Raw genomic sequence first — 26158 nt, forward strand, 5'->3', positions numbered from 1 at the left:
AGAGTATGAAAGGCATTCTGCCCGGGAATGTAAGCTCGCCTGAATTTGTCGAACTCAAGGGAGACGCATCAGACAGGAAGTTTGTGCGCATGTCCTTTGATGAAGATGGAAGACGCAAAACTTATATTCTGATGATTTATCCCGGAGAGTTTAGCTCTTCATCGCTAAACTTCATCGAAGTCCAGAAATTCCTGAAAAAGAAAGGCCTTCCTGTTCCGGAAATTTCACGCATAATCGAAGAGAAGGGGATTGTTGTGCTCGAAGATCTGGGTGATGTCACAATGGAGATGAAGCTCACGGCTGAACCGTCGGCGAAGAAGAAGCTTTACAGTGAGGCTGTGGATATCATCATTAAGATGCAAACGAAGGCGAAGCTTGGAAAGAATGAGCGATGCGTAGCCTTTACTCTTCAGTTTGATGTTGAGAAGTTTATGTATGAGCTTAATTTCTTCAGGCATAACTATATTGAGAAATTCTGCGGAAGAGAAATAAGCGGTGCAGATAGTAAGGTATTAAACGACAGCTTTATAAGACTGAGCACAGAGCTTGCTGCTTACCCTGAAAAGGTCTTTTGCCACAGGGATTATCACTCAAGAAATCTGATGGTAACATCAGCCGGACTGTTCATGGTTGATTTTCAGGATGCGAGAATAGGACTTCCCCAGTATGATCTTGCTTCACTTTTAAGGGATTCATATATGGAGCTTGATAAAGAATTCGTAGAGTCTATGACAAATTATTATGTGGAGCGGAGGGAAAAATCAGGCTGGCCTGTTAACGATCTCAAATCCTTCATTTACTATTTTCATCTTGCATCAATACAGAGAAACATCAAGGCGATAGGCACATTTGCTTTTCAGAAAGTGGAAAAGGGCAATGACAGGTATGTAAAATATATTCCAACGACTTTCTCATATGTGAGGCAAAATCCCGTCATCAACTCTCAAATGTCAGAGATTGGAGAAATCTTTGATAAATACTCTCTATGGTAAATAAAAATGGTAAATAAAAAAGGCAAATGCCTTAATCAGCATCTGCCTTTTTCTTTTAATGAATTGACTAAAGGTTAAACTTTACCCGGTGATTTCGCCATACTTCTTGCTCATTTTTCTTTTTGCTTCTCTTGCTTTCCTGCGTCTGCGCTCACTGGGTTTTTCGTAAAAACTTTTCTTTTTTATCTCATTTAAAATGTTGCCTTTCTTGAATTCCCTTTTCATCTTTCCGAGGGCTTTTTCAAGATTGCCATTCACTTCAATTTTAAAAAGAACATTACCCAAAAATACTCACCCCTTTTTATTTGATTTTTAAATTAGTTTTAAAATCTGTTACACTAAAATGCGAACAAATCATTGCCTTTTATAGCTGACAACCCAATATTTTTTTATATTAGCAGTCTCCCCCCTCTCTGGTACGGAGGATTAATTAATATTGTATAAAGATAAGAATTGGTAAATCCCGCTCTTTTATACCCCTAAATGCACTCTATATATAAACAAAAAATAATTCAAGAAAAATATTTTAGATTATAAACTGGTCAATTAATTCAATAAGATGCATTACTTTTGTATCTTTTCCTGCCTTTTTTAACCCTCCCTGAATCTGCATTATGCAACCCGGGCATGTTGTAATTACAAGCTCAGCACCGGTTGCTTCGATGGTCTTTAGCTTTTTATCAAGGATTGCTTCTGCGGCGGCAGGATATTCAAGCGCAAAAGAACCTGCGGCACCGCAGCATTCGCAGGGGTTGTCCATTTCAATGAAATCAGTGCTGTTAAAACTTTTTATGATTTGACGAGGTTCATCGGTTATATTGAGCTTTCTGCTCATATGGCAAGGGTCATGATAAGTAATTGTATGGTTTAACTTTGCATCTGTTTTAAATCCTAAATCATTTACAAGATACTGCGTTATATCAATACCTCTTTGAGCTATCATCTCTATGGCTTTTTTCTCTATTTCCTTTTCAGGACCTTTTTCAGATGAAAACAGTTCTGCATATTTTTTACTTAATGCTTCAAGGCAGGTTGGACAGGCAGTTATTATTTTCCCTGAACTTTGGGACAGTAAGTTTATGTTATTAATGGCAATCTGCCGGGCTGTTGATATGTCGCCCGATGCTATAAGCGGATAACCGCAGCAGAGTAACCCATCGGGGAAAACAACTCGTATTCCTCTGCTGTTAAGAAGTTTTATGATTTTTTCGCCAATATGCGGATAAACAAACTCTATCAGGCATCCGGGAAAAAACAGGACCTCTCCGGCATCTCCTTCCTGCCTGATTTTTTCAAAACGCTTTCTGAAAGGGACTGATGCTATTGCAGGAAGAGTCCGGAATTGCGTCATCCCTGAAAAAAAGAGTGGGAGGTGCCTGATGGTGTTTTCATTGTCTTTGAATGGTGAAGACGATAATGCGGCAAGTCTCATAGCATTTTCGAAACGGTTCCTGTCAGTCATTATTTCCCTGAAAAAAAGCTTCTTGAACCAGCCTAAATCTCCGCCATCTGCAAGCTTTTCTCTGAGCTTAAGGAGAAGCTCCGGTATGTTGATTTTTACCGGACACACATCTGCACATGCACTGCACCCGGTACATGAGAATATAAGTTCCCTTGCCTCGCGGGGTGCCTCAAGAAAATATGTGAGGATTGCACCTATGCCTCCCATGTAGGTGCTTCCGAAAACATGTCCCCCTATGGCTTTGAACACAGGACATACATTGAGGCATGCGCCGCACCGGAGGCAGCAAAGGGCTTCGGAAAATTCTTTGTCTTTTGCCAATTTACTCCGGCCATTGTCAAGAAGCACGACATGCACTTCTTCAGGGCCGTGGGCACCAAGTGTAAGGTTTAGTTCTATGTCAGCGGTCCGGCTTGGTCCTGTAATGAATGACACATAACTTGTAAGAGCCTGTCCGGTTGCGCTCTTTGTCAGAAGTTTTATGAGAGGAACAGCTTCCTCCATATTCTCTATGACTTTTTCCATTCCGACTACGGCTATGTGCAATGGTGGCAGGCTTGATACAAGTCTTGCATTTCCTTCGTTTGATATTATTACAACCGTTCCCGTGTCGGATAGAAGGAAGTTAGCGCCTGTGATTCCGGCTCCTGCATTTATAAACTCTTCTCTCAACCTTTTTCTTGCAACATTGACAAGCTCCTTCGGGTCTGAGCTTAATTGCCTTCCTTCAACTTCTCCGAATGTTTTAGCTATCTCTTCCGCCGTAAGGTGTATGGCAGGAGCTATAAGGTGTGAAGGCTTTTCTCCCCGGAGCTGGACAATCCATTCTCCGAGGTCAGTTTCTACTACCCTCATTCCTGCTTTGGCGATGGCGCTGTTAAGCCCGATTTCTTCAGTGACAAGTGATTTGGATTTGACAACTGACTTTACATTGCGCTCGTGAAGCAGGCTGATTATATAACCACATGCAGAAGAACTGTCCGCGGCAAAAAAGAAAGTTCCTCCGGCTTCTCTCACCTTTTGTTCGAATAGCCGGATGTTCTCATCAAGGTTGGCTATGCAGCGCTCTTTTATTTCCCTTGCTTTGTCACGCACCTGTTCATAATCAGTCATCCCTGCAAGGGCTTTCTCCCTGTTTTCCGAAAACCTCGCAGCAGTCCTTTCAATCGCTTCCCTCAATACCGGATTAGATATTGCAGCGCGGCATTTTTTATTATATTCTTTGTGCTTCTTTGTTTTTCCATGCATAAGTTTTATATGTTTTTAAAATGTGAACTTCAGGGGTGATGTTAATAAATAGTTCGCCTCCTTGCAAGATTAAGTTGGTTTGTGTAATTTTTAATTATGATGAAAGAGGAATTCCCGTTGAAAATATGCTTCTCCACACATTTTTATGTATCAGAGCCTTTGATTGAGTCGCATATCAGAGAGATAGCTTCTTTAGGCTACAGGGACATCGAACTCTGGTGCATGAAACCGCATTTCGATATCTCTGATAAGGGGAATGTAAAAAAAGTTTTCGGGGAGATAGCTGCCGGAGGATTGAGAATCAATTCTTATCACGTGCCTATATTTACTTATCATTTTAATGCTGATGCCAATATGCCGGTTCGAGAATGGTTGTATCTTACGGATACCAGAGAGGAAAAAAGAATTGAGGCAGTAAGAATGTTAAAGGAAACCATGCGGACAATGACTGCCACAGGAGCAGGGATTGCTGTTCTTCATGCTGATCTGCGCGAAGGCGAAAACAGGGAATCAGAATTGGATGGGTTGCGGAAAAGTCTTACGGAACTTATTCCAGAGGCAGAAGCAAACAAGACTACTTTAGCTCTTGAAAACACCCAGAGGACGGTACTTGTAAAAGATATCGTTAATCTGGTTAATGAGTTTTCCTCTCCATTTTTAAGGCTGTGCATTGATTTCGGACATGCCAACCTTTATGAGAAACCTGTTGAAAGCATCAAGATAGCAGGGGATTACCTTATTAACACTCATGTGTCCGATAATTTTGGAGACAAGGATATACACATGCATCCGGGGACAGGAAACATAAGTTGGAAAGAAATCGCAGACACACTGAATGAGACTGGCTACAGGGGAGCTCTTACACTGGAAGTGAAGCGCTCAAACGGTCTTGATGGCATAGCATACGAAGATATCAGAAAAATGTTCTCACTTTCTGAATGATGGCTCATAGATGACAAAAACAAACAACAGACTTTTATTAATCATGCTCCTTTTATTCCTTGTCCTTCGAATTTCTCTCATACTTTTCGCAACAGATTATTCTAATATGTATGAGGAGAGGCCTCTCTCCCTTCTTGCCCACGATGTAAAAGACGGAAATATCAGACTGCCGCTTATGGCTTATTACTATACCGGAGGACATGGCGGCCACGTAGTCAATGCACTGCTCTATGTCCCTTTTTTCATTCTGTTTGGAGACTCTTTATTTGTCCTTAAACTGACTGTCCTTATTCTTTTCTCCCTTCCAGCCCTGGCACTCTGGTACCTGTTTCTTAATAAATATTGCGGGGCTGAATCTGCCGTTGTCTTTTCACTCCTATACATCATGTCGCCCCCATATTTCTCTCTTAACAATATTATAGGATGGGGGCTTCACACGGAGATGAGTTTTTTCTACATCCTCTTTCTTTTCCTCATAGGAAATCTCATTTATGACTCTGATGAAGAGGGGAGAGCTAATCTCAAGCCGCTTCAAACTTTAGTATGCGGTTTCATCGCGGGGTTATCACTGTTTTATGGCTATTCATTTGCAGCAGTCCTTGCTGTGTCGCTTCTTTCCGTCTATCTTATAAAAAGAAGCTATCACATCGTTAAGTTTCTTGTTCTTTTTTTCATTCTTTTCCCGGCAGGTCTTGGAGTTCTTCTCTACAAGATATTCATTGTGAAAAGATACATAGTCCATGTTCAGGACCAGCCTTTCATACCTTCTCCTGAAATGGGAAGATATCTGCAGAAATTTAAGGATCTTGTAATTTCAATTCCGCATTCGTTCTATTTCAGGTTTTGGGACGAAGCCTCCATAGATTCAAACACAATGTCTTATGAATATGCTTTAGTGTTTCTTGCAGCCTTTATGGCAGGTCTTTTTTTGGAGCGTAAAAATATTTACTCTGCATGCAGGGCCCTTGTTCCGGCAGAAAAATTCAGGCTTGATAAAAAACAACTTACACCTGAACTTCTGATTTTGATGAGCTCTTTATCATTTATCATGATGGTTCTTCTCAGCGCATTTTATATCCCTGATTTTATTCCGGGGAGTAACATCCTGTATAACAAGCTCAACTTCTATCGTTATCTCCTTCCTTTCTATCCGTTCATGTTTGCATTGATGGCTGTGATTTTTCAGAGATTATGGAAGTCCGGAAAAAGGTCAGTAAAAATGATGGCTCTTATCCTTCTTGTTCTAAATCTCCTTTATTGCCTGACCTCGAATGTACGGCTTATGGATTATTCATCACTTGGGACTTCTTTTATTAACAGGGGATACACATTGCATGGTTATGAGTCACGAGCTGTTGTATCGACCCTGAATAAATCTTCATCATTTGATGATGCTTTAAGAGGGTTTGACAGATACAGCGATGGTGAAAAATACAATGTTTATAATTTTCTCGGGAAAACTGTCGGTATGAGAAATTACAGTCTTGAAGAGGTTATTGGCGCTGTTTCGAAAAATCATGGGGAGAAGCTTACAGGGGTTATTGAGGGGTTTTTTGAGGATAAAGGTTACAGATTCCTGAAGGAAGGCCGGGATATTGAAGAATATGTACGTATGGCTGACTCTCTTGCCAATGAGGATTATCAGCGTATATGCTTCAGAAAGCTCGGTTTTGTGTCCGGAAGCTATGAAAAGTTAAAGAAGAAGGCAGGTGAAATAATTCTGCTTCTGCCGGCAAAATACGCATCGAGTTTTGCCGAAGGATACGGGGAGTCGATGATCAATGAAACGATGTTTCATTGTATTATAACTGAAGTTTATAACGGTCAGGAATGGGTTTCATTCCCGCAGGAATATATAGGAGATTATTATTATGGTTTAGGCAGAGGGTTGGGGACTTCCTTTATGGGAATAAAGAACTCCTTATATGATATATCGGAAGACAGACCCGAATACAGGGCTCTCTACTATAAAAGGCTGGACAATTATGTTAATGACGTAAAAAAGTGGGTTTCAAATAAGGGATACGGCGTTTCTGATAAAACAAAAATATATGAAGGGGTAAAGGACAAGGCAAATGAAATTTTTTTTAACTCACAGGAAATTAAAGAGTATATTGAGAAAGAGTTCATGTAAATGCCTGTGATATATTTTAAAAATAAAGGTGTATAAATGAGAAAAACAAACAACAGGCTGTTGTTAATCATGCTCCTTTTATTCCTTGTCCTTCGCATTTCTCTCATACTTTTTGCAACAGATTATTCTGACATGTATGAGGAGAGGCCTCTCTCCCTCCTTGCCCATGATGTAAAAGACGGAAATATCAGATTGCCTCTTATGTTTTACTACTATACCGGAGGTCATGGAGGTCATATTGTCAATGCGCTACTCTATGCCCCTTTTTTCATTCTGCTCGGCGACTCGTTATTTGCGCTTAAACTGCTTGACCTTATCCTTTTCTCCCTTCCGGCCCTGGCCCTCTGGTACCTGTTTCTTAAGAAATATTGCGGGACTGAATCTGCCGTTGTCTTTTCACTGCTATACATCATGTCACCTCCATATTTCTCTCTTAACAATATTATAGGATGGGGGCTTCACACGGAGATGAGTTTTTTTTATATCCTATTTCTTTTTCTCATAGGAAATCTCATTTATGACTCTGATGAAGAGGGGAGAGCGAATTTCAAGCCGCTTCAAACTTTACTATGCGGTTTTATAGGCGGATTATCACTGTTTTACGGCTATTCATTTGCAGCAGTCCTTGCGGTGTCGCTTCTTTCCGTTTATCTTATAAAAAGAAGCTATCACATAGTGAAGTTTCTTGTTCTTTTTTTCATTCTTTTCCCGGCAGGTCTCGGAGTTCTTCTCTATAAAATATTTATAGTAAAAAAATATATCGTCCTTGTTCATGAACAGCCTTTTATACCTTCTCCTGAAATGGGAAGATATCTGCAGAAATTTAAAGATCTTGTAATTTCTATTCCCCATTCCTTCTATTTCAAGTTTTGGGACCAATCCTCCATAAAACCAGGCATAATGTCTTATGAATATACTTTAGTGTTTCTTGCAGCCTTTATGGCAGTCCTTTTTTTAGAGCGTAAAAACATTTACTCTGCATGCAGGGCCCTTGTTCCGGGAGAAAGATTCAGGCTTGATAAAAAACAGCTTACACCTGAACTTCTGATTTTGATGAGCTCTTTATCATTTATCATGATGGTTCTTCTCAGCGCATTTGATGTTCCGGATTTTATTCCGGGTAGTAATGTTCTATATAACAAGCTCAACTTCTACCGTTATTTCATTCCTTTCTTTCCGTTCATGTTTGCTTTTATTGCTATGGTCTTCCAGAGGTTGTGGAGGTCAGGGAAACGGTCGGTGAAGATGATAGCTCTTATCCTTCTTGTTCTAAATCTCCTTTATTGTCTGACCTCGAATGTACGGCTTATGGATTATTCATCTCTTGGAACTTCTTTTATTACCAAGGGATACACAATGTATGGCTATGAGAAGCGGGCTGTTAACTATGCACTTGATGGATCTTCATCATTTGATGATGCCATACGAAGGTTTGAGAAATATAGTGATGAAGAAAAATATAATGTTTATCAGCTTCTTGGGTTTTATGCCGGTGTGAGGGATTACAGGCTTGAAGATGTTGTTGGTTCTGTCTCGAAGAATCAGGGGAATAGGTATAAAAGGATTATTGAAGGTTATTTTGAGAATAAAGGTTACAGATTCCTGAAGGAAGGCCGGGATATTGAAGAATATGTACGTATGGCTGACTCTCTTGCCAATGAGGATTATCAGCGTATATGCTTCAGAGAGCTTGGTTTTGTCTCCGCAAGCTATGAAAGTTTTAAAAAGAAGGCAGGTGAAATTATTCTGCTTCTTCCGGAAAAATATGCATCGAGCTTTGCCGAAGGATACGGGGAGGCGATGGTCAATGTTACGATGTTTTATTGTTTTATAGCTAAAATTGATAACGGACATAAATGGGTTTCATTCCCGCAGGAATATATAGGAGATTATTATTATGGTTTAGGCAGAGGATTGGGTACTTCCTTTATGGGAATAAAGAACTCTTTATATGATATATCAGAAGACAGGCCTGAATACAGGGCACTCTACTATAGGAGGCTGGACAATTATATTAATGATGTTAAAGGGTGGGCTTCAAATAAGAGATATGGCATTTCTGATAGAACAAAAATATATGAAGGGGTAAAGGACAAAACAAATGAAATTTTTTTTAGCTCACAGGAAATTAAAGAATATCTTGATAGTAAGTTCATGTAAATACCTATGATATCTTTTGTCATGGTTTGTCTTCATAAACTTTACAATTTATTTTATTGCTATTTTTTAAATTGGAGTATGATTCAAGAAAATCAAAGATCAATATTAAAAGGAAAATGAAATGAAGAAGAGCAGAATGATTATCGCAGTAATTGTAATTGCAGTTTTAGCAGGCGGAGGTTTCCTGATGTTTGGCAGGAAGAAGAAGGAAAATGTGCAGTATTCCTTCGCTTCTGCAACTAAAGGCAGGATAGTACAGAAAGTTTCTGCTACAGGTACCGTGAATCCCGAAGTGCAGGTTCTTATAGGGAGCCAGGTGTCAGGGAAAATAAGCGAGCTCTTTGCTGATTTTAACAGCCAGATTAAACAGGGACAACTGCTCGCAAAGATAGACCCCCTTATTTATCAGGCACGCGTTGATCAGGCGAAATTTAATCTTAACCTTGCAGGAGAAAATCTGAAAAAAAATGAGATTACGCTTAAAGATGCGGAAAAGACTCTTAAGCGGATGGAAGCTCTCAACAAAACCGGCTTTGCTTCAGACAAGGAGCTTGATGATGCACGCACAGCTTATGATTCAGCAGCAGCCCAGATAGGAGTGTCAAAGGCTCAGATAGATCAATTGAAGGCGGCGCTTGATGAATCAAAGACAAACCTTAAATATACAAATATAATTTCTCCTGTTGACGGGATAATAGTGACGAGAAATGTTGATGTGGGACAGACAGTAGTCGCCAGTATGCAGACGCCTACATTGTTCGTGGCAGCAAAAGATCTTACAAGAATGAAGATTAATACCAATGTTGATGAAGCAGATATTGGGAAAATCTCTGTCGGACAGGATGTTGAATTTACCGTAGATGCATATCCGGAGAGGACATTCAACGGGAAGGTATCACAGATAAGGAACTCTCCGCTTACTGTACAGAACGTCGTTACCTATGATGTAGTGATTGATGTAAGCAACCCGGATTTGATTTTAAAACCAGGCATGACTACTAGCGTGAACATCACCACGAGCATCGAAGACAATGTACTGAGAGTTCCAAATTCAGCCCTACGTTTTATCCCAAAGGAGTTGCGGGAGCAAATGGCAAAAAATCTGGAGATAAAGAAAAAATATGGCTACAAGGTGTGGAAGATGGGAAAAGAGGGCAATCCATTTTCTGTTGATGTTAAACCCGGTGTTACTGATGATGTTTATACGCAGATTATAAGCGGTGATCTAAAAGAGGATGACAAAGTAATCGTAGATGCGACCTACAAGGAATAAAATATTGTCATGGATGAATTGATAAAAGTAGTAAATCTCACAAAAATCTACCGCATAGGAGAATACTCTGTGGAAGCCTTAAAAGGAGTAAATACTTCCATAGAAAAAGGAGAATTTGTGTCAATCACAGGCGCATCGGGCTCCGGCAAATCTACGTTTATGAACATCCTTGGGTGCCTTGACGTTCCGACAGAAGGGAAATACTACTTTGAGGGAATAGATGTAAGTTCTTTTTCAAGAAATGCTCTCTCCAAGCTTAGAAATGAAAAAGTTGGTTTTGTATTCCAGGGATTCAATCTTCTTTCACGCACTACGGCAATTGAAAACGTAGGACTTCCTCTGGTGTATAACCATACAAGTGCTAAGGAGATAAAGGAAAGAGGACTTGAAGCATTGCAGGCGGTTGGTATTGAGGATAGGGCAAAACATTTCCCTAACCAGCTTTCAGGAGGTCAGCAGCAAAGGGTTGCTATTGCGCGGGCTCTCGTTAACAGACCGTCGCTCATACTTGCTGATGAACCAACGGGCAATCTCGATACGAAAACCAGCCGCGAGATTATGGATATTTTCACAAAGCTTAACACAGAAAAGGGGATAACCATAATAATGGTAACCCATGAGGCTGATATCGCTGCCTATTCCAAGAGAAGGATAAGCTTCATGGACGGCATGATAATAAATGATGAAGGAACATATACCAGAGCAGAGAATACTGTTTTGTGGGAAGACGAGTAGGGGAGCAGTCAGGGAGAATAGCAGATGTATTTCTTGATAAATATAAGGCTGGCATTAAGCGCGTTAAGGATTAACAAATTGCGGTCATTCCTGACTATGCTTGGGATAATAATCGGAGTCGGCGCTGTTATAGCGCTTGTTATTATAGGCAACGGTGCAAAGACAAAGCTTGCCCAGACAGTAGAAAGTCTTGGGACGAATATCCTTATCGTGCGTCCCGGTTCTGTTACGAGCGGCGGAGCGAGGATGGGAATGGGTTCTACACCAACACTTACACTTGACGATGCAAAAGCAATTAGAGATGAGTGTTCTGCGGTTTCCGGTGTCGCACCGCAGGTAAGGGCGGCAACTCAGGTAGTTTATTCAAATCTTAACTGGAACACAGTCGTAATGGGTATTACACCTGACATGCTTGATTTGCGGACATGGGAAATATCTGAAGGACGAAAGTTACTTCAGTCCGACATTGATGGTTCGGCAAAAGTCTGCATACTTGGCAAGACGGTTGTTGACAACCTGTTTGTCGGCGAGGACCCGATTGGGAAGATTATCAGGATAAACAAGACGCTATTTACGATCATAGGTGTTCTTGAGCCAAAGGGGCAGAATCTCATGGGAGAGGATCAGGATGATTTAATATATATCCCTCTTTCTACTGCACAGAAAAGGATAGTGGTTTCACAGTTTCCAAATGTTATCGGTATAATAATGGTTCAGGCTGTTTCCGGCAAAGAGCTCAAGGCAGCTGAACAGCAGATAAATGATCTTTTAATTCAAAGACACCACATCGGTGGTGGTAAAGAGCAGGATTTTATTGTAGTGAATCTTGCGGAAATGGCAGGTGTCGCAACAAAGATGGCTGCAACCATGTCATTGCTGCTGGGCGCCATAGCCTCTATATCATTGCTCGTGGGAGGCATAGGCATAATGAATATAATGCTTGTTTCCGTGACAGAGCGCACCAGGGAGATAGGGATACGTATGGCGATTGGTGCCAAGGATGTGGATATACTTTTTCAGTTTCTCACGGAAGCGGTAGTGCTCTCGCTTGTAGGCGGTTTTATAGGCACTGTTTTCGGGGTAAGCATATCTGCAATTGTTTCAGGCTATCTCAAGTGGCCGCTTATAATTTCTGCAAATGCCATAGTGCTTGCTTTTACCTTCTCTGCAGGAGTAGGAATCTTTTTTGGATTCTATCCGGCAAAGCGTGCCTCGCAGCTAAATCCCATCGAAGCGCTGAGATACGAGTAGAAGATTGACAAACTCACGAAAAGCCGTTAAATACACGCTCAAGCAATAAGCCGAAGTGGTGAAACTGGCAAACACGCTAGGTTCAGGGTCTAGTGGGAGCAATCCCTTGCGGGTTCGAGTCCCGCCTTCGGCATTGAAGTAAAACAATGAGTCAGCAAATCCTAACAGGCTTTCCTTTTAGAATAATTTATTATATTGTTGGTTAGTTCATTAGCGATTCCTTTTGTTGATAGAGACTAAATGGTTTTAAAGAAAACAAAAATCTCATTCACTTTTTCAATTTTATTCATTCTTTTATCACTATCCCCCTCATATGTTTCAGCTAAAACATTTAATGTAAGTAATGCCGCTCAGTTTAGAATTGCTTTGGAGAGCGCAGCTCTGAACGGTCAGGATGACACTATTATTTTGGATGCCGGAACTTATAAGACTACAGATGACGGTGGAGGAACTTTTAAATTCTTTGACAAAGAAAAACATGACTTAATCATTAAAGCAAAAAAAGGATTGACGCATAATGACGTTATTCTGGATGGAGATTATAAAAATGGTGTGTTCGACTATACAAACACTAAAGGTGCTGCTTTGGTGCTTGACGGCATTACTATAAAAAATGGAAAAGCTGAAATTGGCGGAGGGGTTTACTGCTATAGCGACAAGGAAAACTACATAGACAGCAGGGTAACTGTTACAAACTCTGCTATCTACGGGAATAGTGCAACTGACGGCGGCGGTTTTTATTGCAATGCCAGCAGAGTAACTGTTGCGGGTTCCAGCATCTTTGATAATAGTGCAACTGACGGCGGAGCTATTTACTGCGATGCCACCAGGGTAACTGTTACAAACTCAACAATCTACGGGAACACTGCTGCTGTAAGCGGCGGAGGGATTTACTGTTATGTCAGCAGTGTAACTGTTGCAAATTCCACCATCTATGGGAACAGCTCTGCTGAAGGCAGGGGAGGAGGGATTTACTGCTCAGGCAATGTAATTATTACAAACTCAACCATCTCTGGAAATTATGCAGGCGGCTACAGCGGCGGAGGCGGGATTTGCAGCTTCGGAAACGTGACTGTTACAAAATCTGCCATATCCGAGAATACTGTCGGCAGAGAAAATGGCGGGGGTATTTACTGCGCTGGCGTTATAAAAGTTGCCAGTTCAACCATCTTAGAAAATTATGCTTTCAAAAATGGCGGTGGCATTTACTGCTATAGCGACAGCGACAGCAATGACGAAAGCTACGTGAGTGTTACTAACTCCACCCTCTCCGGAAATATTGCTGCTGGCAGCGGCGGCGCTATTTACTTCTATAGCAACAAAGACAGCTACAACAGGGTAACTGTTACAAACTCTGAAATCTATGGGAATACTGCTACTGACGGCAGAGAGAACGGTATTTATGAAGGTGGGACTTTCAAACAGGCAACTGGAGTAAGTTGTGATTTTGCCCGTTCTGATTTCAGGTTAGGTGTGGGCCCGATTGCAATTTCTAAGGGATTAAATCCCATCCACAGACTTTTAAAAAATGATAAAAGATAAAACTCAATGGTTTCAACAAAACTTGAAAATACACATCGCTAATAAGGATTAGCAGGAGAGAGACGAAACTTAAATGAAATGGTTCTTTGCTCTTAATCAGGCATCGCATGAGTTTGCCCATTATTCAGAGATGCTGAAAGTGGCAGTTCACACTGCTTCAAAATGTACAAAGCTTTCCCCTTATTTTCTCTATGATGGTGATGAGAATTCCCTGACAGAATGGCTGCGAAAGAAAGATGTTACAATCATACCTTGCCGGACATCTCTATATGATCAGTTAAGCGGGATTGGTAAAAAGAAGAAAGACATGAATTATCTTACTGTGGGAGCAGGAGCATTTTTGCGGATTGAGATTCCCGGACTTACACTTCAAATGGGGATTGAAGATGAATATGTTTTATATACTGATGTGGATGTGATGTTTTTAAATAAAGTTGAAGATTACCTGGAAAGACTGACTCCAAGGTTTTTTGCCGTTGCACCTGAATTTGATATTAAAAATTACAGGAAGATGAATACAGGCGTTATGTTGATGAATCTGAAAAATCTCAGGGAGTGCGACAACGAATTCAGGGATTTTACCGTAAAGAACATAGAACGTCTCGCAGGAAAGGTATGGGACCAGACCGCATATCATATGTTTTATAAAAAGTGGTGGAAGAGACCGGAATGGGATAAACTTGGCGTTGAATACAACTGGAAGCCCTACTGGGGTGACTACTCGTCGGCAAAGATAGTACACTTCCACGGTCCCAAACCCTATCAAAGGAAAGTACTTTTATCTGAAAAGGTGCCGGATCATCTCAAGGGGCTTAAGACTCTGGCAAATAAAGAATACAATGAATTATGTGAACTCTGGGAAAAAAAACTTATCGAAGCCGAATCTGGTTAAAAAAAAATCCCCAAACTCTTATGAGATTGGGGATTTCTGTTTGTAATGAAAATAAACTTATTCGTGACCGTAAATATCAAGAGTCTTCTTATTCCCCATCAGATAATCTGCCGGGACATACCAGTCGCCTGTTACCGAGTTCTTAAGAAGCCTTGTAGCATCTTTGTGTGCTATACCCAATGTTCCAATCATTTCGACTCCACCTGCTGCTACTCCTAATCCTGTGTAGAGTGTTTTTACGCCGAACCAAACCGGAGTCATCAGAACACTTCCTGTTGTCCAGTAAACTTTTTCCAGACCCTGTGTTTCAGAATATGTCTTTGCTTCTGCAAGCGAAAAAATCAAAGGCTGAACAAGAAACGCACACGCTAATGTAAAAACTATCAGAGCTTTCAATCTCACAGCATTTCCTCCATTATTTAGATTACTTTTAAAATTATATAAGAAGCGTCGACTCAGTCAAGCTAAAAAGCAGATTAAATTATTTTTTATCTTTATTCTTACTCTGTCTGAAGTACTATTTTCCCGAATTGTTTTGCCTCTTCCATGTGCTTCTGGGCAATGGCTGCGTCTTTTAGCGGGAACACCCTGTCGACTATGGGTTTAGTCCCCGTGGCATTCATAAATTGAAGCAGGCTGCTGAACTCTCCTCTTGTTCCCATTGTAGAGCCGTAGATTGTGAGCTGATTCCAGAAAATGCGCTGGACATCTGTCTTGGCTATTCCTCCTGTAGTTGCGCCGCAGGTTACAAGTCTGCCTCCTTTTTTAAGGCACTTCAGGGATATTTCCCATGTATCGCCTGCAACGTTATCAAGGACAACATCAACACATTCTTTTAGAGTTATCTCTCTTATCCGTTTGAAGACATCTTCTTTCCTGTAATTTATTCCGTGAGCAGCGCCCAATCCCAGGGCTTTTTTAATTTTTTCATCATCTCCGGAGGTTACAATAACATTTACACCGATTGCTTTTGAAATCTGAAGAGCCGCAGTCGCAACTCCACCACCGATCCCCATTATAAGTATGCTTTCACCCGGAATGAGCTTTGCTTTTGTTATGAGCATTCTCCACGCTGTAAGAAATGTAAGCGGAAATGCTGCCGCTTCTGCCATGGTGAGATGGCGCGGGGCAGGATGAACATTGACTGAAGGCGCTTTCACATACTCTGCGAAGGTTCCGTCGATATGCTCGCCTATGAGGTGGAAAGATGAGCATTCGCTGTGTTCTCCGGCTCTGCAGTACGCGCATTTTCCGCATGATATCCCGGGGTCAATAACAACCTTGTCTCCCTGATTGATCCCTGTCACTTCCGCACCGCATTCCTCTACTGTACCTGAGCCGTCAGAGCCAAGTATATGCGGGAATGATACACTTATTCCGGGAATGCCTGACCTCACCCATATGTCAAGGTGATTAAGTGCTGCATGGCTTACCTTTATCAGGACTTCATCTTTTCCGGTTATTGGCTTATCAAGTTCTCCGTACTTTATACACTCTGATGTTCCATGATTATTTATATAAGCAGCTTTCATAGTAGTTATTTTTCCCACGTTACAAACCAGTATCCGTTCCTTGCATCCTGGTATCTGATTTTTTCCGGCTCTATCACTATGATTTTGTAAGGATAAAGCGGGGGAAGACTCTTTTCCTTTATCCCCATTAATTTTATACATTCAAGGAAGATTTTCCTGTTTTCGTCCTTGCCGTAAACCTTTGCTTTTCCCCAGAGCTGAATTCCGCGGGAACTGAAATAATCTGATTTCCGGTCATAGTGGTTTGCAATAGACGCAGAAACTTTGGGGTTCTTTTTTATGTTGTTGATTTTTACTCCACCTTCGGAGAAGAGGTATATTCTAAGCCCCTTGTTTCTGAACTCTATGGGAGTCACCCTCGGAATATTATTACTGCATGTTCCGAGATGTATCACCGTATGTTCATCCATATATTTTATTATTGCTTTTTTAACTGATACAGGAGTCATTTTATCGTTAATTTTTATTCCTCTGGACTCCATTGCTTTTCTGAGGCTTCCGTCAATTCTTGGAACATGTAATTTTTCCATTTAAACCCCTCCGTGAACTTTTTACGATAGTTTAGAATGGCAACAATTACAGGTGTCTGTCAAGTTAAACCGCTAATGTATACCGAAAGATTTTGTTTCCCCCGACAGAGTGTGGTAAAATATTTTATCTTTTTCTTTATGATTATTTGAAAGGAGATGGACGTGAAAAATAATGGAGGAATTAAACGAGTCGGCGTGCTTACCGGTGGCGGAGATTGTCCGGGTCTTAATGCTGTTATAAGGGTTGTAGCCAAGAAGGCTATCAATGATTTTGGAATAGAAGTCGTTGGTATCGAAGATGGATATCAGGGGCTAATGGAAATGAGGACCCGGGATTTAACTTTCATGAATGTCTCGGGCATACTTACTGAAGGAGGTACGATCCTTGGGACTTCCAATAAGGCGAATCCTTTCAGCCATCCAGTCAGAAGAGGTGACAAGCTGGTTTTTATGGACAAATCCGATGATGCTGTATGCAACTTTAAGAAGCTTCAGCTTGATGCGCTTTTGTGTATAGGCGGAGACGGGACTCTTCAGATAGCACTGAAACTTTTTAAAAAGGGGATTCCGATCGTAGGAATACCAAAGACCATTGATAATGACCTTTGCGAGACAGACTATACCTTCGGATTTAACACTGCCCTTGAAACAGCAACTGAGGCTATAGATAAGATACATTCGACGGCGCAGTCGCATCATCGCGTAATGCTGGTTGAAGTCATGGGAAGATATGCGGGATGGATAGCGCTTCATTCAGGACTTGCAGGCGGAGGAGATATCATTCTGATACCTGAGATCCCATTCAGCATAGAAAGCATTTGTGAATGGGTGACTTACAGGTCAAAAACCGGGAAGAAATTCAGCCTTGTAGTTGTAGCTGAAGGGGCCAAACCAAAAGGCGGAATCATGGTGGTTAAAAAAGTTATAAAGGACAGCCCTGATCCGGTAAGGCTTGGCGGAATTGGTAACAGGGTCGGAGATGAAATTGAAAGACTCACAGGACTTGAAACAAGGGTTGCTGTGCTGGGTCATCTTCAAAGAGGAGGTGTCCCTTCAGCATATGACAGAATACTCGCCACCAGGTTCGGGTCTTATGCAGTGGATCTTCTGATGAAGAAATCTTTCGGTAATATGGTTGCTATAAAAGGTGACGACATCGTGTCTGTGCCGATTTCAAAAGCTGTTAAAAGACTCAAGCTTGTTGATCCAAAATCTGTGCTTATAAAGACAGCAAGGTCAGTTGGAACATGCATGGGAGACTAAAGGCTGGAGTCAGACTATGAGAGCAGGATAGGATGGCACGACTGCGCTAATATGCCATTGATTTTATCAAGCAGCTCTTTTTGATCAAATGGTTTTTCAATATTTGGGATGTTGTTGTTAAGGATGAACTGATTTACGTTCGGATTTATCGTGTCGCCTGTTACTATCAGAAACTTTGAAAGAAGGTCAGGTCGTATATCAACCAGAGCATTATAGACTTTCTGTCCGTTCATAACCGGCATTTTTATATCACAGAGTATAAGGTCATACTCTGATTTCATAATCATATCAATGCCGGACTTTCCATTTCTCGCTACTTCAACTTCGTGACCCTGCATTTTGAGAAGATCGTATAATAATGAAGACACTATTTCGTCATCATCGATTACAAGGATGTTTTTATGGGCTGCAAGTAATTGGTTATTCTCATTTCCGGAGCTGTCGTATTCCAGAGAAGTGTCTTTAGATATGACAGGCAGAGTCATAGTGAATGTGGCTCCCTCATGGTCAGTACTGCTGGCAGATATTTCTCCATCATGTTCTTTTATTATCCCGTAGCAAACGCTAAGGCCAAGTCCGGTTCCCTTGCCGGGTTCCTTTGTCGTAAAAAAAGGAGTGAATATGTTTCTGAGATTTTGCTTTGATATGCCGGGGCCATTGTCTGATATTGAAATCAATATCTGTCCGTTATGCAGAGATGTCCTGAGCCTTAGTGTCTTCACCCGTTCGATTTCACAATCAAGCATGGCATATTGGGCATTATTGATGATGTTGAGAAATACCTGCTGGAGCTGGTGCGGGTCAGCCATAGTCTTTGGCAGGGTTTCGTCAAACTCTGTATTTACGTTTATGCCGCTTACTCTCAGATCGTATGATTTAAGATCAATAGAGTTTCTTAACAGCCGGTTTATATCAACGTAATTCCTTTCAGGTTTATGCTTTCTTGCAAATGTCAGAAGGTTCTGAACGATCTTCCGGCACCTTAAGGATTCATTATGAATTTTTTCAATTTTATTCTTTATCTTTGAGTCAAGATTATAGCTGAGCAGCAGTTCCGAGTATCCCATAACCCCTGTCAATGGATTGTTGAGTTCGTGGGCAATTCCAGATATCATTTCTCCAAGTACAGACATTTTTTCTGCCTGGAGTAATAATTCTTCAAGTTCTTTTTTCTCGGTAATGTCCTTGATGATGATTATTATTGCTTCATGCCCGCTGTATTTCAAAGTACTTGCATTGACCTCGACAATCACATCATTGCCATTTTTATTCTTCAGCGTTATATCGCATGCACATCCTTCTGAACTTTCGTTTATACATCTCAGATAGTTTTCATATGCATCCGGGACTTCGGTTAAAAGTAAGCTCATGTTTTTTCCGAGCAGTTCATCTTTTCTGTACCCGGTAATTGTCTCGAACATACCATTGCAGTCTATTATATCAGAGTCATTGCTGTTGATTATGACAATCCCGTCCATGGCGTGTTCAAACAGGTTTCTATATTTTTCTTCAGATTCGACAATCTGATTTTTAAGTCTCTTTTTCTCTGTTATGTCTTTCATTATGTGAACTACTCTGTTTACTTTTTTGTCGTTTTCATAAATCGGATATGATGAAACGCTATATGTCCCTTCGGATATTGCTATTTCGTTTTCAGCCTCATCAGCAGTTATTCCCGCTCTTTTGCGGGATAGGATATGAGAAGTCTCTAAATGGTTATCCTTTGAATTCGGTATTATATTGCTGATGTTCTTGCCTATGATATTAAATCCGAATTTATCAAGAGATGAGCGGTTTGCCCTTGAAATCATATTATCTTCATCAACAATTATTATATAATCCTTGATGGAATCAAAAGTGTCCTCCCATTCTTTTTTTGCTTTTCTCATTTCATTCATGCGTACGGCATCCGCTTTAAGACACAGTCTTCTGGAATTGAGTTTTGAAACTGCTATCGATCCTCCTATGACGCCAATGATTACGAATAAAGCAAGTCCTGTGATATCTCTGAAATTCTTGGAAATAAAAGCTGTCGTTTTTTCCTGGTCCCCTTTTATGACTATATGAAGATGGGATGAAGGAATATCGCTTCGAATAAAGGCGGCAAACTTCGTTGAATGGTCTTTCATCTCATATTTGCCTGATCCTTCTTTAAGAAAAAAAGCATCTTTGAAAGTATTGAATGACGTATGGCATCTGAAACATTTTTCTTCAGTGTGAAGTACATTCCTTGCTACCATTGTTTGATTGGCAGAGCTGTATATAAGACTCCCTTCATCATCCAGAATAAAGAAATCATCATTTTTTGATACAATTCCTGATGGAGGCATGTAGGACTCTATAAAGTTTTTTACATCAATTAAAAAAGAGATACTGCCAATGCACTGCCACTTCCCATTTATTTTTTTCTGCATTGGCGATGTGATCAGGAACTCTGTTTTTGGTATGTCTTTTTTTTCTGGACCAGTTGAGGAATCATAGAAAAAAGTGCTTATAACTGGAACAGCATTCAGCCCTGCATTGTTTTTTAATGAAGAAATCTTAGGCAGGTGTTCTGTTATAGTTTGTGTGATACTAGCAGGGTATATAACATGCCCGTTTTCATTCCTTATGATGGTTGTTATTATTATTCTGTCAGGTCCAATGGCCCGTCTATTGTTATTAATAAATGTATCTATATCTCTTTTAAAGCGTTCTGGTCCCTCTGGAGGTTCCTCTGACAGATGTACTGCAAAATGAGATAGATCCCGGGTCAAATAAGTAAAAGCGTTTTTGACCGTACTTGAAACATAAATTGCTTTTAACTTCTGTGAAACTTGAAACTGCCTCAGTGATTCTGATCTTGTTTGCCTGTATATATTGAATGAAGAGAATAGCGATATGATAATTATGGCTATGGTTACAGCATATATTATGTAATTCTCTTTATGTTTCATCAGATAATTAAATTTATAAAAAATAAAAACAGCTCCACCTTTGAACTGCTATTGCAAAATAGCTGCCAACCCTGAGATGTCATAAAAAGATAAGTATGTGTAATTAGTTATTAAAATGGAAAGACGTTTTGAATTTTATCTGGTATTATAATGACATTTTATTCTCATAGATGACAAAATCTGTCTTCTTTGTATTATGAAATAGGAATATAAAATTGAGTCTTCTGAAATCTCTTTTTGCTGACCGTTTATTAAGGTTGAAATCTGCTGCAAAGTTCTTTAAATTCATAATAGAGAACAAAAAAACTAAAAAAAATATGGAAACTGTAAAAGAGAGGAATGTCGAGCCTAAAGAAGTTAAATGTTGATAAATTAATAAGGAGATAGCCATGGAAATATTCAAAAATGTTCTGGTCCCTGTTGATTTTTCAGAAGGTTCGGAAAGTGCTTTTAAGCTTGCCCTTTTTTTCGGTAAAGGAAAGGGTGCTAAAATTTATCTGACCCATATAATATCAGATCCACAGATTACGGATCCATTGTATACAGCCAATATTTATCCCAAAATTTATTTCGATGATATCAAGCGCGAACTGGAAGAGAAGATAAGAAGCATGTATGCTCCGAGAATAGATGGAGTCGGTGAAATTGATGTCATAGTCACACAGGGGTACCCTTCATCAGAGATAGCATTGCTTGCTGAAAAATTAGATATAGACTTGGTAGTTATGGGTACTCACGGGAGACATGGATTCAGTCATATGCTTCTTGGAAGTGTGGCTGAAAAGGTGATACGGGAGTCAAAAGTTCCGGTATTAACTGTAAAACTTGACCACAAGATCGCTGTTGAATCTTACAATATAAACAATATCCTGGTTCCTGTTGACTTTTCAGAAATGTCGGAGAAGGCATTTGATGTGGCGTTGAAAATAGGCAGTTTCTTTAATTCCGAAATAACAGTTCTTTTTGTGAACCAACCTGTTTCCTATTATCCTTACTATCTCAGCGACTATTATTCCGAAGAAAGTTTGATTGAGAAAATAGATGAACAGGTTGTGACAAAGCTTGCTGTGCTTGTGAAAGGCAGAGGGGCGGGTTACAGAAATATAAATACTGTTATTAAGAGGGGTGATCCCCATCAGAAAATAAACGAGGTTGCTGATGAAACAGGAAGCAACATGATAATTATGGGTACTCACGGGAGAAAAGGATTGGCCCACATGGTCATGGGGAGTGTAGCTGAGCGTGTTGTGCGTACTTCTCACATTCCTGTAATGACAGTCAGGGGCTGATGCTAAACAAAATAAGATGGTTAGAACTTTACTGAAGGCGGTAAGGTTTGTAGAATCATAACTTCCGGGTTTACACCTATTTCAAGCCCGTATTTGAAGCCTTCATCTTCAATGAGATTGAATTCTACCCATCTGCCCCGCCTGAAAAGCAAATAATTCCTTTCTTCTTCCGTATAATGTTCTGTTTTTCTTTTTTCAACTATGTTGAAATAAGTGTCTATAAATGTGTTCCCCACAGTTTGGATAAAATCAAACTCCTGTGCCGGCAGATCAAATGCAATGCCTGCAAGGCCTCCTCTTGGTTCATTCCGGTATTTAAGCCAGAAAGTCTTTTTCAGGTTTTCTCTAAGGTTGTCATAATCTTTGGAGAAGTTTGCGCACACCTTCTTGAAATTACCGGAGAAGAGTTCTATATCCTCTTTGAACGGAATATAAGGAGAAAGGTCAGTGCCACCGCCGGTACGTCCGTTTGAACTTGATCTATAACGCAAGCTCAATGTACCTACGGGAACTTTAGGATTCATCATGTGCGAACAGATTTCAAAAACCTGCATATAGACTTTTCCACCGGGTAAATTTTTTACATCCTTCATGTTGTCAGGAATTTCTGCATCCTTAGGAATCTCGCGCTCTTTTTCTCCCCTGCATATGCTTATTTTTTCAAATACTTTTCCCCTTATTATTGAAAGAGTGGTGGCTCCGCCGGTGCTCTCAAAAATCTTTTTTTCATATTTGTCTGAATCTTCGATTGCAAAAACTCTTGAAAGTGCTTTTTCCCTCAGACCGTCAAAAAGTAATTTGTAATTTGCCGCATTGTCATGGAAGCTATTTGAGTTCATAAAGACTACTCCTGAAAAATTATTACTTCTGTAAATACTAATAGTATCACTGTATAAAATTAGCATTCTGCTGATAAAGAAGTCAATGTGTCTTGTATAAATATCAATTCTAAAATATATTTGTGATGACATATTGTTTTTTTAGACGCTTAATATTAAAATAAATTTTAGGGGTAGTGAAAAATAAGGAGGAAATTGTATGAAGGCTATGAAAAAGATTGTGTGTGTTCTTCTTGTTGCGTTTGCACTTACAGCGTGCGAGAGCATGAAAGCGGCATGGGAGCGGGATGAAGTTAAAGGAGCAACAATAGGTGCGGGAGTCGGTGCAGGTGCAGGAGCGATTATTGGTGCTGCCACAGGACATACAGGTGTAGGGACTGCAATAGGTGCGGGAGTTGGTGCCCTTGGAGGCGGTCTGATAGGGCGTATGATGCAGAATCAGAAAGAGGAGCTTCAGACTGTTACAGCAAAAATGAATGATCAGCAGTCACAGATAGACCAGATGAAAACAGAGCAGGCTTCTGTTAAAAGCGAGGGGAATAACTTAATAGTGAATATGAAGGGAGATGCCCTTTTTGCAACTGATTCCTCATCACTTCAGGCAGGCGCCTTCAATAATCTGAGAGAAATTGCAGGTATCTTGAAAAAATACCCTGATACTAAGGTTGTTATAAAAGGGTACACAGACAGTGTAGGAACAGATGATTATAATCAAAAACTTTCTGAAAACAGGGCAAATTCAGTGAAGAACGTCCTTCTCGGTGAAGGCGTTGCTTCTGAACGCATTACTACAATCGGCTATGGCAAGAGCTTCCCTGTGGCAAGCAACGATACTCCTGAAGGAAGACAGATGAACAGGCGTGTGGAGATAGTGGTTGTTCCGAAGGAAGAAGCAAATCAATCATAGTCTCAGTTTATTGAATCAGTTGAAAGGCAGGGCAAACACCCTGCCTTTTTATTCATATCCCCGGTATTCCTATTTTACATCTTCGATTCCTATTGACAGAGTGGATATATATACTATTTTTTTTGACAGAGGAGGTGAAAGGAAATGAATATAAAATTATTTTCATTATTCGTTGCTGTGATGTTCGTGTTATTTACAGCGTTGATTTATGCGGCAGAAGTTACAATCACTGGCGAGCTCGTTGACACCAAATGCTTCTCGAAAATGGGAGCAAAAGGGGAAGGACATGCCTCTTGTGCGGTAACCTGTGCAAAATCAGGTGTACCTGTTGCAGTTATGGATGACTCCACAAAGAAGCTTCATGTCCTTGCAGCACCTGCACCTGCGCTGTCAGCTTATATGTCAAAGACAGTTAAAGTAACCGGTGAGCTTAATGATGCCACCGGCATCATTGTTCCTTCGTCAGTCGAAGTGAAAGAAGGGGACACCTGGAAGAAAGTCGATTTGAGCAAGGGGATGATGTAGGTTAGTTCAAAAAAAACAAAAAGCTGATGCCTGTATTATAAGACATCAGCTTTTTGTTTTTGTCTTTAACGTCTTCTCTTTGGCGAACACTAAAATCAGTTGCCTAATAAGTTTATTTCCGGTAATCATTTTTTGAAATATAATGTGAATTGTGAAATGGATATGAATCAGAAAAATATAAATCTTCAATATGATGTCTGCATCGCAGGGGCAGGTCCCTGCGGTTTAATGACTGCAAAGAAGCTTGCTGAGCAGGGGATTAAAGTAGCTGTCTTTGACAGGAAGCCTGAGGCAAAATTCATTAATCCCGGCATAATGGAGATGCTTTCCCTTCAGCCCAATAAAATAAAAGTAGACGAGAAGAAAATTTATTTTACTGAAAGTGGATTCTCACTTGATAAGCATAGCGTAAAGAATGAGATATACGGGTTTGCCACTTATTCGCCCGGGAAACACGCTCTTACTCTCCGTTCGATCTTCCCAACCAATTACCGCATCGACTATGTTTACTGGATAGAAAAACTTGAAAGAGAAACAATAGATGCTGGAGTAAGCATATTTTATAGCCAGGAAATAGTTGAAATAATCAAAAATACAGGCAGGGCAGAAGCGATAGTTGTTGAGGACAGCTATAAGAACAGGAGAACGGTTAAATTCAAACATCTTGTTGCGGCAGACGGTATCAGGTCTAAAATTTCAAGGCTTGCAGGGGTAAGAAAAGAGCATTGGGGAGTGCACAGGATAGTAGGGGCCCGCGTAAAGGAATTTGACATCAGCAAGACTTCGAAGGGAGAGCTTTTTAACCCGGTATTCCATAACATGTATCTCAATAAAAAGTTTTCAGGTCCAAACACGCTTGCCATAACAGCTTATCTCGGTGACGGGGAAATGTATGTTATTGCAGTTATACAGGATAGCGGATTGCAGGATCATGCCTCTGGAAGCCCGCAGAAAATATTTGATAATTTCTTAGATTTTTTAAAGAGTTATGATGCATGTGCTAAACCATTTAATGAGGCAAAGAGATCGACAAAATTCGCCTATTTCCTCCCCGTTGACTCTCCGATTGCAAATCCTTTTGATGAGGTAAAAGGAATGAGTTTTCTCGGAGATACGGCATTTACAATAGAAACGCAGTGGACAGGGGCGATGGCGGTTGCGGCAAAAGCAGCAGGTGCAATAGCGATTATTCTAAATGGCAATGGCAGCGCTGAAGCAATTAATGCTTATCATGCATGGTGGGGAAGGTTTGTAAAGAATGCAAAAAGGCAGTATGATTTCTCAACTTTCATGCATGCTCTTGAAGAGGAGGAGCTGAACGAGTTGTTCTCCATTTTTAACGAAGAAATGGTCATTCCTCATCTTGAAGGCTGCGACGATGAGTTTGGTACACCAAATGAATTTATAAAGAACATGGATAAGAAACTCCTTGAAGTAAATCCTTCAGAATTAAAATCTCCAAAGGTGCGGATGCTAGTTGAAATGCTTAAGAAAAGATCAGAGGAGATGAATAAAAAATGAGCACAGATAACAGAAAGATATGTATAGATAAAGGAAAGTGTGTTGTTTGTCTAAGTTGTGTTGATATGTGTGATTACAATGCCCTGCGTCTTGTGAATGAAAAGATAGAATGGTCAACTGACCTTTGCACAAGATGCCTTGTCTGCCCGGATGTCTGCCCCTGCGATGCAATTTCTGTAAGATAA

General features: G+C 40.4%; 22 protein-coding genes and 1 tRNA gene. 16 read left to right on the top strand and 7 right to left on the bottom strand.

Translation table 11 applies throughout. From position 1 onward, the window contains the following. The first annotated feature begins 5 nt into the window (after window positions 1-5). Complete coding sequence (locus tag HZA77_07865) at window positions 6-992, top strand: phosphotransferase (GenBank protein MBI5375336.1); 987 nt, start codon at window positions 6-8, stop codon at window positions 990-992. 81 nt (window positions 993-1073) lie between these two features. Here the strand turns inward: HZA77_07865 and rpsU are convergent, their stop codons facing one another. Both rpsU and HZA77_07875 read right to left on the bottom strand, forming a co-directional pair. Then, window positions 1074-1277, bottom strand: coding sequence for a 30S ribosomal protein S21 (rpsU, locus tag HZA77_07870; protein MBI5375337.1), 204 nt, complete (start codon window positions 1275-1277; stop codon window positions 1074-1076). Between the two features lie 241 nt (window positions 1278-1518). Further along, a complete protein-coding gene (locus HZA77_07875) occupies window positions 1519-3702 on the bottom strand; it encodes an LUD domain-containing protein (GenBank protein MBI5375338.1) in 2184 nt (727 codons plus the stop codon). A gap of 117 nt (window positions 3703-3819) precedes the next feature. Here HZA77_07875 and HZA77_07880 point away from each other — a divergent pair, with 117 nt between their 5' ends. From HZA77_07880 to HZA77_07920, 9 genes are all read left to right on the top strand, one after another. Then, complete coding sequence (locus HZA77_07880) at window positions 3820-4644, top strand: sugar phosphate isomerase/epimerase (protein ID MBI5375339.1); 825 nt, start codon at window positions 3820-3822, stop codon at window positions 4642-4644. 10 nt (window positions 4645-4654) lie between these two features. Then, a complete protein-coding gene (locus tag HZA77_07885) occupies window positions 4655-6778 on the top strand; it encodes a hypothetical protein (GenBank protein MBI5375340.1) in 2124 nt (707 codons plus the stop codon). Window positions 6779-6814: 36 nt separating this feature from the next. After that, window positions 6815-8938 (top strand): hypothetical protein, encoded by a 2124-nt coding sequence (locus tag HZA77_07890; protein MBI5375341.1) that lies wholly within the window; start codon window positions 6815-6817, stop codon window positions 8936-8938. Between the two features lie 121 nt (window positions 8939-9059). Further along, a complete protein-coding gene (locus HZA77_07895; GenBank protein MBI5375342.1) occupies window positions 9060-10211 on the top strand; it encodes an efflux RND transporter periplasmic adaptor subunit in 1152 nt (383 codons plus the stop codon). Between the two features lie 9 nt (window positions 10212-10220). Next, the gene (locus HZA77_07900; GenBank protein MBI5375343.1) at window positions 10221-10946 is read left to right on the top strand and encodes an ABC transporter ATP-binding protein; all 726 of its coding nucleotides are present in this window, start codon (window positions 10221-10223) and stop codon (window positions 10944-10946) included. A gap of 24 nt (window positions 10947-10970) precedes the next feature. Then, entirely contained in the window at window positions 10971-12197 is a 1227-nt protein-coding gene (locus tag HZA77_07905; GenBank protein MBI5375344.1) for an ABC transporter permease, read from the top strand. Between the two features lie 49 nt (window positions 12198-12246). After that, window positions 12247-12330: transfer RNA gene (locus HZA77_07910), tRNA-Leu, on the top strand. Between the two features lie 107 nt (window positions 12331-12437). Continuing rightward, window positions 12438-13739, top strand: a complete 1302-nt coding sequence (locus HZA77_07915; protein ID MBI5375345.1) for a right-handed parallel beta-helix repeat-containing protein — start codon at window positions 12438-12440, stop codon at window positions 13737-13739. Window positions 13740-13812: 73 nt separating this feature from the next. Next, window positions 13813-14631 carry a hypothetical protein gene (locus HZA77_07920; protein ID MBI5375346.1) on the top strand — a complete coding sequence of 273 codons (819 nt, stop codon included), beginning with the start codon at window positions 13813-13815 and terminating at the stop codon, window positions 14629-14631. Window positions 14632-14688: 57 nt separating this feature from the next. Here HZA77_07920 and HZA77_07925 read toward each other — a convergent pair whose 3' ends face one another. From HZA77_07925 to HZA77_07935, 3 genes are all read right to left on the bottom strand, one after another. Continuing rightward, a complete protein-coding gene (locus tag HZA77_07925) occupies window positions 14689-15033 on the bottom strand; it encodes a hypothetical protein (protein MBI5375347.1) in 345 nt (114 codons plus the stop codon). Window positions 15034-15131: 98 nt separating this feature from the next. Further along, the gene (locus tag HZA77_07930) at window positions 15132-16163 is read right to left on the bottom strand and encodes a zinc-binding dehydrogenase (protein ID MBI5375348.1); all 1032 of its coding nucleotides are present in this window, start codon (window positions 16161-16163) and stop codon (window positions 15132-15134) included. A gap of 5 nt (window positions 16164-16168) precedes the next feature. Beyond that, on the bottom strand, window positions 16169-16693 hold the full coding sequence (locus HZA77_07935; protein MBI5375349.1) for a pyridoxamine 5'-phosphate oxidase family protein: 525 nt from the start codon (window positions 16691-16693) through the stop codon (window positions 16169-16171). Window positions 16694-16849: 156 nt separating this feature from the next. On the opposite strand from HZA77_07935, the gene HZA77_07940 reads away from it, so the two are divergent. Continuing rightward, window positions 16850-17956, top strand: coding sequence for a 6-phosphofructokinase (locus tag HZA77_07940; GenBank protein ID MBI5375350.1), 1107 nt, complete (start codon window positions 16850-16852; stop codon window positions 17954-17956). A 14-nt stretch (window positions 17957-17970) separates the two neighbouring features. On the opposite strand, the gene HZA77_07945 is transcribed toward HZA77_07940, so the two are convergent. Continuing rightward, window positions 17971-20892 carry a PAS domain S-box protein gene (locus tag HZA77_07945; protein MBI5375351.1) on the bottom strand — a complete coding sequence of 974 codons (2922 nt, stop codon included), beginning with the start codon at window positions 20890-20892 and terminating at the stop codon, window positions 17971-17973. Window positions 20893-21281: 389 nt separating this feature from the next. Here HZA77_07945 and HZA77_07950 point away from each other — a divergent pair, with 389 nt between their 5' ends. Beyond that, on the top strand, window positions 21282-22181 hold the full coding sequence (locus HZA77_07950) for a universal stress protein (protein ID MBI5375352.1): 900 nt from the start codon (window positions 21282-21284) through the stop codon (window positions 22179-22181). A 20-nt stretch (window positions 22182-22201) separates the two neighbouring features. Here HZA77_07950 and HZA77_07955 read toward each other — a convergent pair whose 3' ends face one another. After that, the gene (locus HZA77_07955; protein MBI5375353.1) at window positions 22202-23020 is read right to left on the bottom strand and encodes a coproporphyrinogen III oxidase; all 819 of its coding nucleotides are present in this window, start codon (window positions 23018-23020) and stop codon (window positions 22202-22204) included. A 199-nt stretch (window positions 23021-23219) separates the two neighbouring features. On the opposite strand from HZA77_07955, the gene HZA77_07960 reads away from it, so the two are divergent. From HZA77_07960 to HZA77_07975, 4 genes are all read left to right on the top strand, one after another. Next, window positions 23220-23927: an OmpA family protein gene (locus tag HZA77_07960; protein MBI5375354.1), complete on the top strand. Its 708-nt coding sequence runs from the start codon at window positions 23220-23222 to the stop codon at window positions 23925-23927. A gap of 144 nt (window positions 23928-24071) precedes the next feature. Next, window positions 24072-24452 carry a hypothetical protein gene (locus tag HZA77_07965; GenBank protein MBI5375355.1) on the top strand — a complete coding sequence of 127 codons (381 nt, stop codon included), beginning with the start codon at window positions 24072-24074 and terminating at the stop codon, window positions 24450-24452. Window positions 24453-24614: 162 nt separating this feature from the next. Beyond that, a complete protein-coding gene (locus HZA77_07970) occupies window positions 24615-25973 on the top strand; it encodes an FAD-dependent monooxygenase (protein ID MBI5375356.1) in 1359 nt (452 codons plus the stop codon). Further along, complete coding sequence (locus HZA77_07975; GenBank protein MBI5375357.1) at window positions 25970-26158, top strand: ferredoxin; 189 nt, start codon at window positions 25970-25972, stop codon at window positions 26156-26158. Before HZA77_07970 ends, HZA77_07975 begins: the two co-directional genes overlap by 4 nt.

The sequence above is a fragment of the Candidatus Schekmanbacteria bacterium genome, assembly GCA_016219965.1.
Classification (GTDB): Bacteria; Schekmanbacteria; GWA2-38-11; order GWA2-38-11; family J061; genus JACRJM01.

Coding starts and splice junctions, on each gene's coding strand:
- HZA77_07865 (MBI5375336.1), top strand. CDS start 6: ATGAAAGGCATTCTGCCCGGGAATGTAAGCTCGCCTGAATTTGTCGAA.
- HZA77_07875 (MBI5375338.1), bottom strand. CDS start 3,702: ATGCATGGAAAAACAAAGAAGCACAAAGAATATAATAAAAAATGCCGC.
- HZA77_07885 (MBI5375340.1), top strand. CDS start 4,655: ATGACAAAAACAAACAACAGACTTTTATTAATCATGCTCCTTTTATTC.
- HZA77_07890 (MBI5375341.1), top strand. CDS start 6,815: ATGAGAAAAACAAACAACAGGCTGTTGTTAATCATGCTCCTTTTATTC.
- HZA77_07895 (MBI5375342.1), top strand. CDS start 9,060: ATGAAGAAGAGCAGAATGATTATCGCAGTAATTGTAATTGCAGTTTTA.
- HZA77_07900 (MBI5375343.1), top strand. CDS start 10,221: ATGGATGAATTGATAAAAGTAGTAAATCTCACAAAAATCTACCGCATA.
- HZA77_07905 (MBI5375344.1), top strand. CDS start 10,971: ATGTATTTCTTGATAAATATAAGGCTGGCATTAAGCGCGTTAAGGATT.
- HZA77_07915 (MBI5375345.1), top strand. CDS start 12,438: ATGGTTTTAAAGAAAACAAAAATCTCATTCACTTTTTCAATTTTATTC.
- HZA77_07920 (MBI5375346.1), top strand. CDS start 13,813: ATGAAATGGTTCTTTGCTCTTAATCAGGCATCGCATGAGTTTGCCCAT.
- HZA77_07930 (MBI5375348.1), bottom strand. CDS start 16,163: ATGAAAGCTGCTTATATAAATAATCATGGAACATCAGAGTGTATAAAG.
- HZA77_07935 (MBI5375349.1), bottom strand. CDS start 16,693: ATGGAAAAATTACATGTTCCAAGAATTGACGGAAGCCTCAGAAAAGCA.
- HZA77_07940 (MBI5375350.1), top strand. CDS start 16,850: ATGGACGTGAAAAATAATGGAGGAATTAAACGAGTCGGCGTGCTTACC.
- HZA77_07945 (MBI5375351.1), bottom strand. CDS start 20,892: ATGAAACATAAAGAGAATTACATAATATATGCTGTAACCATAGCCATA.
- HZA77_07950 (MBI5375352.1), top strand. CDS start 21,282: ATGGAAATATTCAAAAATGTTCTGGTCCCTGTTGATTTTTCAGAAGGT.
- HZA77_07955 (MBI5375353.1), bottom strand. CDS start 23,020: ATGAACTCAAATAGCTTCCATGACAATGCGGCAAATTACAAATTACTT.
- HZA77_07960 (MBI5375354.1), top strand. CDS start 23,220: ATGAAGGCTATGAAAAAGATTGTGTGTGTTCTTCTTGTTGCGTTTGCA.
- HZA77_07965 (MBI5375355.1), top strand. CDS start 24,072: ATGAATATAAAATTATTTTCATTATTCGTTGCTGTGATGTTCGTGTTA.
- HZA77_07970 (MBI5375356.1), top strand. CDS start 24,615: ATGAATCAGAAAAATATAAATCTTCAATATGATGTCTGCATCGCAGGG.
- HZA77_07975 (MBI5375357.1), top strand. CDS start 25,970: ATGAGCACAGATAACAGAAAGATATGTATAGATAAAGGAAAGTGTGTT.